Raw genomic sequence first — 13,380 nt, 5'->3', positions numbered from 1 at the left:
CGGCCGCTCATCCGACGACGTCCAGCCCGGCCGCGATCAGCTTCTCCAGCCGGGCGACGTGCTCGGGGGCCGCGTCCACGAGCGGCGGCCGCACCCCGCCCGCGTCGAGCCCGCGCAGGGCGACGCCCGCCTTGATCAGCGAGACGGCGTAACCGGGCACGAGGTCGCGCAACTCGACCAGCGGCCGGTAGAAACGGCTCAGCAGGCGGTTCACCAGGTCGTCGTCTCCGGCGTTCACGGCCTTGTGGAAGGCCAGGGCGACCTCGGGGAGGAAGCAGAACACGGCGGAGGAGTACAGGTTCACGCCGATCCCCCGGTAGGCCGGCACGGTCATCTCGGCCGTCGGCAGCCCGTTGAAGAACGTGAAATCCCGGCCGGCGGCCTCCCGTACGGCGAGCACGATGCGCTGCATGAGGTCGACGTCGCCGAGGCCGTCCTTGAACCCGACGACGTTCGCGATCCCGGTCAGCGCCACCGCGGCGGCCGGCGTGAAACGGGCGTTGGCCCGCTGGTAGACGATGATCGGCAGATCGGTGGCCGCCGCGACCTCGCGGACGTAGCGCACCAGGCCCTCGGCGGGGGCGCTCACCAGGTAGGGCGGCAGCAGCAGCAGGCCGTCCGCGCCGGCCGCCGCGGCCCTGCGCGCGCACTCACGGGCGTAGGGGAGCGGCCCGCCCGCGCCGGACAGGACGGGGACCCGCCCGCCCGCCGACTCGGCGGAGATCCGCACCACCCGCTCGTACTCGTCGATGCCCAGCGCGTTGAACTCGCCGGTGCCGCAGGCCGCGAACACCCCGCCCGCGCCGTCCGCGACTCCGCGCGCGACGTGCCGGGCCAGTACGTCCCCGGCCAGTTCGCCGCCGGAGTCGAACGGTGTCACGGGAAAGAAGAGAACGCCGTCGAGACGCATCCGCCAACCCTCCCGTCCACATACGTGGACAGTGTCCTTGATCCTGTTCTTGACGCTAGTCGGGCTCTGTTTGTGAAGTCAACGCAGGACGGAGACGGCATGCGAGAGGAATGGTCGGTCATATATGTGAACAACACCCGTTGTTGTGAACACGCTGGCCTTGCTGCGAAACTGCGAAGCGATATCAGGGCCAGAACCAGGACAGATTCCGACAGGAGGGCACATGCGTATTCTCATCACCGGCGCGGCGGGCGGCGTCGGCACGCTGCTGCGACCCCGGCTGGCCAAGGAGGGACGCGTGTTGCGTCTGCTCGACGTCGCGCCCCTGAAGGCGGGGCCCGGCGAGGAGGGGGTGGCCGCCAGCATCACCGACGAGGAGGCCGTGGCGGCGGCCATGGACGGCGTGGACGCCGTGCTCCACCTGGGCGGGCACAGCCTCGAACGCCCCTGGGAGCAGATCCTGGACGTCAACGTCAACGGCACCTACGTGGTGCTGGAGGCCGCGCGGCGGGCCGGGGTCCGCCACGTCGTGCTGGCCAGCAGCAACCACGCCGTCGGGTTCGCCCCGCGCGGCGAGGGTGAGGCCCCCGACTACCTGTTCCCGCGCCCGGACACCTTCTACGGCGTCAGCAAGGTCGCCAAGGAGGCGCTCGGCTCCCTCTACCACGACCGTTACGGCCTCGCGGTGACGTGCCTGCGCATCGGCTCCTGCTTCGAGCGGCCGAGGGACGTGCGCATGCTGTCGACGTGGCTGTCGCCCGACGACTGCGCGCGGCTGGTCGAGGCGGCGCTGGCGGCCGACGGCTTCCACGTGGTCTGGGGCGTGTCGGCCAACACGCGCCGCTGGTGGTCGCTGGAGGAGGGCAGGGCCATCGGCTACGAGCCGAAGGACGACGCCGAGGTCTTCGCCGATACGCTCGTCGGCGAGTACGGCGAGCCGGACCTCGGCGAACTGCCGCACTCCGTGGTCGGCGGGGCGTTCTGCGGTCCCCGCTACGACGTCGACAATCTCACGGCGGAGGGATGAGATGACCGGCCCCGCAACTGGAACGACGAACGAAGCGACGAACGAGGCGGTGGACGAGGCGGTCGCGCGGGCCGCGGCGGCGGGCGAGGCCTGGCGTGCGACCCCCGCGGCCGAGCGCGCCGCCGTGCTCGAAGCCGTCGCCGACGCCCTGCTCAAGCACGCCGAGGAGCTGTGGCCGGTCGCCGCGGAGGAGACACGTCTGCCCGAGGCGCGGCTGCGGGGGGAGGTCGCCCGTACGGCCGCGCAGTTCCGGCTGTTCGCGGACGTCCTGCGTGACGGCGGATGGGCCGAGGCGGTCATCGACCACCCCGACCCCGGCGCCACGCCGCCGCGTCCCGACGTGCGCCGGATGAACCATCCGCTCGGCGTCGTCGCCGTCTTCGCGGCGAGCAACTTCCCCTTCGCGTTCTCCGTGGCGGGCGGCGACACGGTGTCGGCCCTCGCGGCCGGCTGCCCGGTCGTCGTCAAGGCGCACGAGGGTCACCCGCGCACCTCCGACCTCACCGCGTCCGTCGTACGGCGGGCCCTGCCCGACCCGGACCTGCTCGGGCTCGTGCACGGGTTCGAGGCGGGGGCCCCGCTGGTGCGGCATCCGCTCGTCACGGCGGCCGGCTTCACCGGCTCGCTCGCGGGCGGGAAGGCGATCCAGAAGCTGATCGACGAGCGGCCCGACCCCATCCCGTTCTACGGCGAGCTGGGCAGCGTCAACCCGGTCGTCGTGCTGCCCTCGGCCGATCCCGCCGCCGTGGCCTCCGGGTTCGCGGCCTCGCTGACGCTCGGGGTGGGCCAGTTCTGCACCAACCCCGGCCTGGTCTTCGTCCCGGCGGAGGGAGGGTTCGAGCGGGCGATCGCCGAGGCGGTGGCCGGGACCAGCGGCGGGCCCATGCTGACCGCCAAGATCCGTGAGGGCTACCTGAGGGCGTCCGGCAGGCTCGCCGAGCGGCTCACCGTGCTGGCCGGCGGAGGCGAGGTGGACGGCATCACCCCGCGGGTGTTCGCCGCCGGTCTGGAGGCCTTCGCGGACGGGCTGCCCGAGCTGGGGGAGGAGTGCTTCGGCCCTTCGGCGATCGTGGTCCGCTACCGCGACCCCGCCGACCTGCCCGCCGTGCTACGGCGGCTGCCGGGGTCGCTGACCGCGACCGTGCACGCCGCCGGGCCCGAGGAGGCCCGCGACCTGCTGCCGGCGCTGCGCCGGCTGGCCGGGCGGCTCATCTGGAACGGCTGGCCCACCGGGGTCGCCGTCTCCTGGGCGATGCACCACGGCGGCCCCTGGCCCGCCTCCACCACCCCGGCGCACACCTCCGTCGGCGCGGCCGCCATCAGGCGCTGGACGACCCCGGTGGCGTACCAGGACTGGCCGGAGGACCTGCTCCCGCCGGAGCTGCGCGACGGCAACCCCCTCGGCGTGCCCCAGCGGGTGGACGGCCGCCCGCGCCTCTCCTGACGGCCGTACGCCCGCGTAACCTGGACTCCGGATGTGCGGGAAACGGGGGTCTCGCCGTGCTCCACGTGGTTGAGCGGTATTTCAGCGCCTACAACGCCCACGACCTCGGGGAGGTCATGGCCTGTTACGGCCGGGAGCCCAAGGCGGTGGGGCCCGGCGGGCCCGCGGAGGGCCGCTCGGAGGTCGCGTCGTACCACACGCTGGTCTGGCAGGCGTTCCCCGACGTGCGCGTCACGGTGTGGCAGAAGATCGTCACAGACGCCGCCGTGGCCGCGGCCGCTGTGGGCACCGGTACGCACGCCGGCCCGTTCCCGCTCACCACGGGGGAGGTGGTCGAGGCCACCGGGCGGCGGGTCAGCGTGCGTTCCTGCTGGATGTTCGACATCGACGTCGTGTGCGGCCTGATCGGCTGCAGCGAGGTCTTCTACGACCAGCTTGAACTGTGCGTCCAGCTCGGGCTCCGCATGCCCGCCTGAGGCCTGCCGGCCTGAGGCGGGCCAGGGGAGACCGCGCGGACGTCAGCGGATCTTCCCGGCTCCCGCGTGCCGGGAGACCTCCCTGGGCACCGCCGCGGCGGGGTCGATCCCGGTGTGCAGGGCCGGGGTCCAGCCCGCGTCCGCGCCGAGATCGGGGTCGTGCTTCGCGTTGTACGTCGCGACCAGATCGATCGGCCGTTCGGTGCCGCCGACGCGCAGCAGGTTGCCCCTGGCGGTGAGGGCGGTGCCGCCCCAGTCGTACAGCAGCGCGGCCGGGTCCACGGCCCGGCTGAGGCGGAAGTAGTTGTTCTCCGCGTAGATCTGGGACTCCAGGCCCACGCCCAGCGCGTACACGAAGGTCGCGGCGTCGGGCGCCTGGTAGTAGTTGTTGTAGACGTGCACCTTGCCGAACCGCACCCGCGGCAGGCGCTGCAGGTTGTCGTAGAACTCGTTGTGGTGCACGGTGACGCTGAGCCTGCCCCGGTCGTTCGCGGGATTGTTGGTCGAGCCGATCAGCATCGTCTTGTCGTGGTCGCGGAAGCTGTTCCAGGAGACGGTCACGAGGTCGGACGCGCTGGTGATGTCCGCCTGGCCGTCGTGCACCTGGTACGGCCGGCCGAAGTAGACCGGCTGGTCCGCGTCCGGGTTGTCCCCGTCGGTGAACGTGTTGTGGTCGATCCACACGTGGGTCGAACCGGTCACCGAGATGTTGTCGTAGAGGGAGTTCCAGTTGCCCTCGTCGCCGTCGGTGGGGTCCCACTGGGGGAAGCAGTCGGCCGCGTCCTCGAAGCGGATGTTGCGGATGATGACGTTGTCGGCCTTGTCCACGTGCAGGTTGATGTGCCGAATGGTCGCTCCGGGCAGGCCGACGATCGTGGTGTCCGACGGCACCTTGAGCTTGACGTACTTCGTCTGCGCCGCCGCAGAGGCGGCCCGGGCGTCCTCCAGCGGCCCGGACGGCTCGGTGGCGCGGCCCCACACGGCCGGGTCGTACGCCGCGAGGTAACCGGCGAGGGTGTATCCGCCGGTGGCGAAGTCCGCGCAGGTCCTGTCGACGTCGACGACGCCCTTCACGTAGACGACCCGGGGGCCGGGGGAGGCGAGGGCCGCGACCAGGCCCGCGCGGTCGGTGACCACCCGGACGTTGGCGGCGGGCGCCGCCGCGCCGCCGGTGGTGCCGGCGCCGGCCGAGGCCCAGCCGTCCCCCGCCGGCAGCGTCTGCCGCCCGAGCTCGACTCCGGCGGAATCACTTCCGGCGGGATCACTTCCGGCGGCGCTCGCCGCCGGAACCGGGACGGCCGCTGTGAGCGCCGTGAGCGCCGTGAGCGCCAGGACGGCGGGCACGAGCAGGGATCGTGCGGGCATGACTGTCTCCGTTCCTCGGTCGTGCCGTCATCCTTCTGAACTCGATTCATATTCATGAACACCCGGACCGTACGGCCAGTCGTGCCGGCGGTCAAGGCGTGCTGGTGTGCCAAGAGTGAATGTCTCGAATAGGACACGAGTCCTTGACAGGACGAGTGCGGAATATCACCGTTGATCTGTCGTCCACGTTTGTGAACGGCGTTCAGGAATATGTCTCGGAGGGACCGGGACGACGTACGCGGAGGAGATGGGCCGGTGACGACGATGCGCCGCAGGGCCGTGCCGTACCTGCTGATCTCGCCGACGGTCGCGCTGATCGCCGCGTTCCTCGTCTATCCGATCGGCAGCGTCGCGTACTACAGCCTGCAGCACCGCAACCTCACCCGGCCATGGGCGGACGGCTTCGCCGGGCTGGACAATTTCCGGCGCATGCTGACCGAGGACGAGGTTTTCTGGCACAGCCTGGGATTCACCGCCAAATGGGTGATCGCCGAGATCGGTCTCCAGCTGATCCTCGGACTGGCCCTCGCGTTGATAGTCAATGAAAGCTTCATCGGGCGGGGGCTCGCCCGGTCGCTGGTGTTCTCCCCGTGGGCCGTCTCCGGAGTGCTGACGACGGGCATCTGGATCCTGCTCTACACGCCGGGCACCGGCGTCCTGCGCTTCCTCGGGCAGCCCGAGGCGGCGGTCCTCGGCAATCCGGACACGGTCTTCCCGGCCGTGGTTGTGGCGGAACTGTGGCGCGGCGTGCCGTTCTTCGCGATCCTCCTGCTCGCCGGGTTGCAGGGCATCCCGGGCGAGCTGTACGAGGCGGCGGCGGTGGACGGCGCCGGGCGTCTCAGGCGCTTCCGCCACGTCACGCTGCCGCACCTGCGCGACGCGATCGTGCTGGCCACGCTGCTGCGCGGGGTCTGGGAGTTCAACAACGTCGACCTGCTCTACACGCTCACCGGCGGCGGTCCCGCGCAGGTCACGACCACGCTGCCGCTGTACGTCGCGCAGCGCGCCGTCGACTCCAAGGACTTCGGGTACGGCTCGGCGCTGACGATGGCGGGCTTCGTGATCCTGCTGTTCTGCTCCGTCCTCTACCTCCGGCTCAGCCGGTTCGGCGAGGACCGATGAGGAGGGCTCCGGCGATGAGCGCCGACGTCATGACCCGCCCGCGTCCGCGAGCGGTGCCCGAGGCCCGCCCCGGGCGGCCGAGACGGGATCCCGGCCGGGTGCTGCGGCTCTACGTCCCTCTCGGGATGTATCTGATCTTCACGCTCGTGCCGTTCTACTGGATGCTGGTCTTCGCCCTGCGGCCGGCGGGCTCGGCCGACCCGGTGCCGTGGCCGATCACGTTCGAGCACTTCGAGACCGTCTGGAACGACATCGGCTACGCGGTGTTCTTCCGGAACAGCGTCGTCGTCGGGGTGTGGTCGCTGCTGGTCACCACGGTGATCGCGGTCATGGGCGGGTACGCGCTGGCGCGGTACCGGTTCCGCGGCCGGAGCCTGTTCATGGTCGTGCTGCTGTGCACCCAGTTCGTCCCCGGCGCGATGATGCTGATCCCGCTGTTCTCGATCTTCAAGACGCTCGGCCTCATCAACAGCCTCGGCAGCCTGATCGTCGCCGACACCGTCTTCAACCTGCCCCTGTCGATCATCCTCATGAGCGGGTTCGTCTCGGCCGTGCCGTTCACGGTGGAGGAGGCCGCGATGGTCGACGGCTGCGGCCGGCTGCGCGGCTTCCTCGCGATCGTGCTGCCGCAGCTGCGGCCCGGCCTGATCGCGGTCGGGTCGTTCGCGTTCATCCACACGTGGAACAACTTCCTGTTCGCGCTGATGTTCGTCAGCAGGCAGGACAGCTTCACGATCCCCGTCGGGCTCAGCTACACGATCGGGGAGTACAGCGCCGACTTCGGGGCTCTGGCGGCCGGTGGCGTCGTCGCCGCTCTGCCGGTGGTCTGCGTGTTCGCAGTGGTCCAGCGCTATCTCGTGCACGGCATCAGCGCCGGCGCGGTCAAGGGATAGCGGATCCCCCAGCTCCACACAGCCTCTCCTGACCAGGAGGAACCATGAAGATGAAGGTGGCCTGGGCGGCGCTCGCCGTTCTCGCCGTCACCGCCACCGGGTGCGGGTCCGACTCGGGCTCCGGCGAGGGCTCCGGCAAGACGACCATCACGTTCTGGGACAACAACGGCGGCGCCCGCACTCCGATCTACCAGGAGCTGATCAAGCGGTTCGAGGCGGCCAACCCCAAGATCCACGTCGAGTACGTCGGCGTCCCGATCGCCTCCGTCCAGCAGAAGTACGACACGGCCGTCGCGGGCGGCGACACCCCCGACGTCGGCGGCGTCACCACGTCGTACCTGGCCAACCTGACCGGCCAGCAGGCGCTGGAGCCGGCGGACGAGTGGCTGGCCAAGAGTTCGGTGAACGGCAGGCTGGCCACGCCGATGCTCGACTCGGTCCGCAAGACCGTGCCCGACGGCAAGCTCTACCTGGTGCCGAACACCTCCAACATGGACGTGGTCTGGTACCTGAAGGACAGGCTCCAGAAGGCCCCGCAGACCTGGGACGAGTTCTTCGAGGACGCCGACGGGCTGACCAGGAAGCCCGACCAGTACGGCTACACCATCCGCGGCGGCGCCGGGTCGATCTTCCAGATCCTGGCCGAGATGTACTCCTACTCCGGGATCGGCCAGTTCTTCGACGCCTCGGGCAGGAGCACGGTCAACGACCCGAAGAACGCCGAGTTCCTCACCAGGATGGCCGGGCTGTACAAGAAGGACACCCCCGAGGCCGACGTCACCAACGACTTCCCGAAGATGGTCGCCGCCTTCGGCACCGGGAAGATCGCGATGATGCACCACAACCTGGGCTCCTACAACGACCACGTCAAGGCCCACGGCAAGGACAAGATCGGCGCCTTCGCGCTGCCGACCGGCCCCGGGGGCAGGCGGACCGTCGTCGCCAACCCCGTGGACGGCTTCGCGGTGTTCAAGAACAGCGAGCACAAGGACGCCGCCTGGAAGTTCGTGGAGTTCCTCGTCTCCCATGACGGCAACAGCTACTGGAACCAGCAGACGGGCCAGATCCCGGCCAACACCGACGCGCAGGGCGACTCCTGGGTGCAGGGCCTGGACCACCTCAAGACGGCCGTCGACACGCTGAACGACCCGAACACGCAGGTCGTGTCCCCGCCGTACTACCTGCCCCAGTTCTCCTCCATCACCAAGGCCGACACAGAGCCCCTCTTCCAGAAGGTGCTGCTCGGCCAGATGAAGCCCCAGGAGTTCCTCGACACCCTGGCGCAGAAGCTGACCGACGCCCAGGCCGAATGGAAGAAGGCCAACGGCGGCTGAGCGGCGGTCACCCCCGGACCGGGCCGGTGCGTCCCTGACCGCGCACCGGCCCTCTCAACCACTGAGGCCAGCCCACTGAGGAGGCGAGGTTCCATGGCGGTCGTCGAACGCGTCGTCGTCACGGTCTTCACCACGGTCACCAGGTCCGTGGTCGACGGGCACGGCCACCGGCACCCCGGCCCGCCCCGCGAGGTGCGGGAGGCGCTGCTCACGATCACCGACAGCGACGGCGCCACCGGACGCTGCCTCGCGGCGCCGGACACCGTACGGGAGGCGGTGATCGCGGGTCAGATCGGCCCGGCGCTGATCGGCCAGGACAGCCTCGACCGGGAGCGGCTGTGGCACCGCGTCGCCCGCCGCCAGCGCGGCGCCCAGGGCAACCTCTCCGACCGGGCGCTCAGCGCCGCCGACCAGGCGCTGTGGGACCTCGCCGGGCGCAGGCTCGGCCTGCCCGTCTGGAAGCTCCTCGGCGGCGCCCGCGCCGAGGTGCCGGCGTACGCGAGCACCATGTGCGGCGACGACATCCCCGGCGGCCTGGCCACCCCCGAGGACTACGCCGCCTTCGCCAAGGACCTGGTCTCCCGCGGCTACCGCGGGATCAAGCTGCACACCTGGATGCCGCCCATGCCGTACGGCGTGGACCGCGACATCGAGGCGTGCGCGGCGGTCCGCGACGCGGTCGGCCCGGACGTCGCGCTCATGCTCGACAGCAACCACTGGTACTCCCGCTCCGAGGCCCTCACCCTCGGCCGGGCCCTCGACGACCTGGACTTCGCCTGGTACGAGGAGCCGATGGAGGAGGCGTCGGTGCAGTCGTACCGGTGGCTCGCCGACCAGCTCAGGACGCCGATCCTCGGGCCGGAGACCTCCTGGGGCAAGCACATGGCCCGGGCCGAGTGGGTGGCCGCCGGGGCGTGCGACATCCTCAGGGTGGGCGTGGTCGGCTCCGGCGGGATCATCCCGGCGGTCAAGGCCGTGCACCTCGCCGAGTCGTTCGGCATGGACTGCGAGATCCACGGCAACGGGTCCGGCGCCCTGGCCGTGATCGGCGCCACGCTGTGCGGGCGGTGGTACGAGCGGGGCCTGCTGCATCCGCACTCGGACTACGACACCCCCGCCCCGCACCTGCGGTCGATCGTCGACCCGCTCGTGGACGGGAAGGTGCGGATGCCGGATGCCCCCGGACTGGGGGATGATCTGGATGTGGACTACATCGCCTCCCGTACGGTCGCCTCCTGGGGAACCGGCTCACAATAGGAGGCGGACAGGCGGGTCAGGGAGGTACCAAATGGCGGAACCCGTGCCGCACGTGAAGTCGGCGCTCCGGACGGTCGAGCTGCTCGACTTCTTCGCGCAGTATCCCGGGCTGCACAGCCTCACCGACCTGCAGGGCAAGCTGGGCTACCCGAAGAGCAGCCTGCACGCTCTGCTGCGCACGCTGGTCGACCTCGGCTGGATCGAGACCGACGTCACCGGCACGCTCTACCGGATCGGCATGCGGGCCCTGCTGGTCGGGGCGACGTACATCGACGGCGACCCGGTGGTCCAGCTCGCGCACGACGCCCTCGACTGGCTGGCGGAGGTGACGGGGGAGACCGTGCACCTCGCCCGGCTCGACCATTTCGACGTCGTCTACCTCGCCACCCGCGCCTCACGCCACTACCTGCGGCCGTTCTCCCGGGTCGGGCGCCGGCTGCCCGCGAGCACCACCTCCCTCGGCAAGGCGATCCTGGCGAGCCGGGACGACGAGGAGGTGCGCGCGCTGCTGCCCGCAGAGCTGCCCTCGCTGACGGCCCACACCATCGTGGACGCCGAGGAGTTGCTGGTCGACCTGCGCCGGGTGCGCAAGCAGGGATACTCGGTCGACCGTGAGGAGAACACCGAGGGGCTGCGGTGCTTCGGCGTGGCGCTGCGGATCAGCGACCCGCCGAGGGACGCCATCAGCTGCTCGGTGCCGATCCCGCGCCTCACCCCGGAGCGGGAGAAGGAGATCGCCTCCTGCCTGCTGGAGGCGCGCGAGCGCATCGAGCGCTCCGCCCTGCGCCAGCGCCGCGCCTACTGACAGGTGAGGGCCCGTCCGGCGCGTCGTGCCGGTTATCGCCCGCCTCCGGGGTAACTTCGGCATCATGGCCACCCGTACGTCCGGACAGGGGTCCGGCAAGCGCTCCACGCCCCGCTCCGGGCCGCGCTCCGGGTCCCGTACGGCAGCACCGAAACGGTCCCCGGCCGGCTCCCGAGGCAGGGCCGCGCCCCGGCCCGCGCCCAGGAAACGCCCGCCCGCCACCGGACACGACCCGATCAGCTGGGTCTTCCTGGTGATCGGCAAGGTCGTCATCGGCCTGTGGATGGTGGTGGCGAACAGCCTGGGCATGGCCGCGCGGGCGCTCGGGCAGAACGCCCGCGACCTCGACCCCGTGCACCGGCGCGACGGGCAGGGCCTGTCGGTGCTGGCGGGCGCCATCGTGCTCGCCGCGCTGACCTGGCGCGACACCAAGACGGGCTTCGCCGCGTTCGTCGACGCCGTGCTGCGCGGCACGGTCGGCTCGCTCACCTGGGCCGTCCCCGTGCTCCTCGCGCTGCTCGCCTGGCGGCTGCTGCGCCACCCCGACCAGAACTCCGAGACCGGCAGGATGGGCATCGGCTGGACCGCGCTGCTGGCCGGGATCCTCGGGATCGTGCACGTCGCCCACGGCACGCCGTACCCCTCGGGCGGGCCGACCGACGGCATGGACAACGTGTCGGCGGCGGGCGGCATGGTCGGCTTCATCGTCTCGGCGCCGCCGTCGAGCATCCTGCCGGCGTTCATCACGATCCCGCTGCTGGTGATGCTGTCGGGCTTCGGCCTGCTGGTGATCACCGCGACCCCGGTGCACCGCGTCCCCGAGCGCCTCGCCGAGATCCGGCACATGCTCTTCGAGCGGCCGGAGGGCGCCGGGGCGCCGCGCAGGTCGCCGGCCGGGCCGAAGAAGCGCACCCGCAGGTCGCAGGGCGACGCCGGCGAGCCCGGCGACACGGTCAAGCCGTACGACACGCCCGTGCTGTCGGAGAAGGAGCACTCGCCGGAGATCGTCCCCGGCCTGACGGACGACGTCGCCGACTCGGCCGAGCCCGGCGAGCCCACCGAGCCGGAGATTCAGCTCCCCAAGCCCGTGCCGCAGCCGCCGCTGCCGACCCCCGCGCCGCGGAAGGTCGAGCAGCTCGTCCTGTCCAGCCAGGAGGGGCCCTACACGCTGCCCGATCTCGCGATGCTGCGGCCGGGCAGCGCGCCCAAGCAGGAGACCAAGGCCAACCGGACGGTCGTCAACGCGCTGACCAGCGTGCTGGAGCAGTTCGCCATCGACGCGCAGGTCATCGGGTTCACCCGCGGCCCGACGGTCACGCGGTACGAGATCGAGCTGGGCCCGGCGGTCAAGGTCGAGAAGGTCACCGCGCTCACCAAGAACATCGCGTACGCCGTGAAGTCGGCCGACGTGCGGATCCTGTCCCCGATCCCGGGCAAGTCGGCGATCGGCGTGGAGATCCCCAACGTCGACAAGGACCTCGTGTCGCTCGGCGACGTGCTGCGCTCGCAGGTGGCCCAGGCCGACCACCACCCGATGATCGTCGGCCTCGGCAAGGACGTCGAGGGTCGCACCATCGTGGCCAACCTGGCCAAGATGCCGCACATCCTCATCGCGGGCGCCACCGGCGCGGGCAAGTCGACCTGCATCAACGGGCTGATCTCCTCGATCCTGATGCGGGCCACCCCCGACGAGGTCCGCATGGTGCTGGTCGACCCCAAGCGGGTCGAGCTCAGCGCGTACGAGGGCATCCCCCACCTCATCACGCCGATCATCACCAACCCGAAGAAGGCCGCCGAGGCCCTCGAATGGGTGGTCGGCGAGATGGACCGCCGGTACGACGACCTCGCGGCCAGCGGCTTCCGGCACGTGGACGACTTCAACAAGGCCGTCCGGGCGGGCAAGCTGGTGCCTCCGCCGGGCAGCGAGCGGGTCTACCAGCCGTACCCGTACCTGCTGGTGATCGTGGACGAGCTCGCCGACCTGATGATGGTCGCCCCGCGCGACGTGGAGGACTCGATCGTCCGCATCACCCAGCTCGCCCGCGCCGCCGGCATCCACCTGGTCATCGCCACCCAGCGGCCGTCCGTGGACGTGGTCACCGGTCTGATCAAGGCGAACGTGCCGTCGCGGCTGGCGTTCGCGACCTCGTCCCTCGCCGACTCCCGGGTCATCCTCGACCAGCCGGGCGCCGAGAAGCTGGTCGGGCAGGGCGACGCGCTGTTCCTGCCGATGGGCGCTAGCAAGCCGATGCGGCTGCAGAACGCGTTCATCTCCGAGAAGGAGATCGCGGAGGTCGTCGGCCACTGCAAGGTCCAGATGCAGGCAGAGTACCGGGAGGACGTGGCCGCTCCGGCCGCCGCCAAGCGGGAGATCGACGAGGAGATCGGCGACGACCTCGACCTGCTGGTCCAGGCCGCCGAGCTGATCGTGTCGACCCAGTTCGGCTCCACATCGATGCTCCAGCGCAAGCTCCGGGTCGGCTTCGCCAAGGCCGGACGGCTGATGGACCTGCTGGAGAGCCGCAACGTGGTCGGCCCGAGCGAGGGATCGAAGGCCCGCGAGGTGCTGGTCAAGCCCGACGACCTGCCCGGCCTGCTCGCCGACCTGCGCGGGGAGACCGGCTGAAAGCCGGCTCCGGCGCGGGAGGCTGAGCCGCGCTCCTCTCGCCAGGCCCCGAAACCGGTGCGAAGGTGACAGAGCGGTTGCTCTGTGTCCACTCTTGGGTACCGTTCGTAGTCAGTAGCTG

At 71.0% G+C, this 13,380-nt stretch carries 11 protein-coding genes; 9 read left to right on the top strand and 2 right to left on the bottom strand.

The window, feature by feature from the left end; genetic code table 11:
- Positions 1-7: 7 nt before the first annotated feature.
- Positions 8-910: a 5-dehydro-4-deoxyglucarate dehydratase gene (locus tag HHX40_RS03620; RefSeq protein ID WP_182879380.1), complete on the bottom strand. Its 903-nt coding sequence runs from the start codon at positions 908-910 to the stop codon at positions 8-10.
- Between the two features lie 223 nt (positions 911-1,133).
- On the opposite strand from HHX40_RS03620, the gene HHX40_RS03615 reads away from it, so the two are divergent.
- Genes HHX40_RS03615 through HHX40_RS03605 form a run of 3 tightly spaced genes read left to right on the top strand, consistent with a single transcriptional unit; the run spans position 1,134 to position 3,857 of the window.
- Positions 1,134-1,937, top strand: coding sequence for an NAD-dependent epimerase/dehydratase family protein (locus HHX40_RS03615; RefSeq protein WP_111699720.1), 804 nt, complete (start codon positions 1,134-1,136; stop codon positions 1,935-1,937).
- Position 1,938: 1 nt separating this feature from the next.
- A complete protein-coding gene (locus HHX40_RS03610) occupies positions 1,939-3,381 on the top strand; it encodes an aldehyde dehydrogenase (NADP(+)) (RefSeq protein ID WP_182879379.1) in 1,443 nt (480 codons plus the stop codon).
- A 56-nt stretch (positions 3,382-3,437) separates the two neighbouring features.
- On the top strand, positions 3,438-3,857 hold the full coding sequence (locus tag HHX40_RS03605; RefSeq protein ID WP_182879378.1) for a nuclear transport factor 2 family protein: 420 nt from the start codon (positions 3,438-3,440) through the stop codon (positions 3,855-3,857).
- A gap of 42 nt (positions 3,858-3,899) precedes the next feature.
- Here the strand turns inward: HHX40_RS03605 and HHX40_RS03600 are convergent, their stop codons facing one another.
- Positions 3,900-5,222, bottom strand: a complete 1,323-nt coding sequence (locus HHX40_RS03600; RefSeq protein ID WP_182879377.1) for a pectate lyase family protein — start codon at positions 5,220-5,222, stop codon at positions 3,900-3,902.
- 264 nt (positions 5,223-5,486) lie between these two features.
- Between HHX40_RS03600 and HHX40_RS03595 the strand changes: the two genes are divergently transcribed.
- The 6 genes from HHX40_RS03595 to HHX40_RS03570 all read left to right on the top strand — a co-directional run bounded on the left by HHX40_RS03595 (position 5,487) and on the right by HHX40_RS03570 (position 13,259).
- Positions 5,487-6,344: a carbohydrate ABC transporter permease gene (locus HHX40_RS03595; RefSeq protein WP_182874914.1), complete on the top strand. Its 858-nt coding sequence runs from the start codon at positions 5,487-5,489 to the stop codon at positions 6,342-6,344.
- A 14-nt stretch (positions 6,345-6,358) separates the two neighbouring features.
- On the top strand, positions 6,359-7,237 hold the full coding sequence (locus HHX40_RS03590; protein ID WP_138461426.1) for a carbohydrate ABC transporter permease: 879 nt from the start codon (positions 6,359-6,361) through the stop codon (positions 7,235-7,237).
- Positions 7,238-7,281: 44 nt separating this feature from the next.
- On the top strand, positions 7,282-8,571 hold the full coding sequence (locus HHX40_RS03585; RefSeq protein WP_182879376.1) for an ABC transporter substrate-binding protein: 1,290 nt from the start codon (positions 7,282-7,284) through the stop codon (positions 8,569-8,571).
- A 93-nt stretch (positions 8,572-8,664) separates the two neighbouring features.
- Positions 8,665-9,828 carry an enolase C-terminal domain-like protein gene (locus HHX40_RS03580; protein ID WP_182879375.1) on the top strand — a complete coding sequence of 388 codons (1,164 nt, stop codon included), beginning with the start codon at positions 8,665-8,667 and terminating at the stop codon, positions 9,826-9,828.
- Positions 9,829-9,859: 31 nt separating this feature from the next.
- The gene (locus HHX40_RS03575; RefSeq protein ID WP_111699713.1) at positions 9,860-10,633 is read left to right on the top strand and encodes an IclR family transcriptional regulator; all 774 of its coding nucleotides are present in this window, start codon (positions 9,860-9,862) and stop codon (positions 10,631-10,633) included.
- Between the two features lie 64 nt (positions 10,634-10,697).
- Positions 10,698-13,259, top strand: a complete 2,562-nt coding sequence (locus HHX40_RS03570; protein WP_182879374.1) for a DNA translocase FtsK — start codon at positions 10,698-10,700, stop codon at positions 13,257-13,259.
- Positions 13,260-13,380 lie beyond the last annotated feature (121 nt).

The organism is Microbispora sp. H10949 (assembly GCF_014161435.1).
Taxonomy (GTDB): domain Bacteria; phylum Actinomycetota; class Actinomycetes; order Streptosporangiales; family Streptosporangiaceae; genus Microbispora; species Microbispora triticiradicis.
The sequence above is the reverse complement of the archived record's forward strand: the minus strand, read 5'-3'. Positions and strand labels throughout refer to the sequence as shown.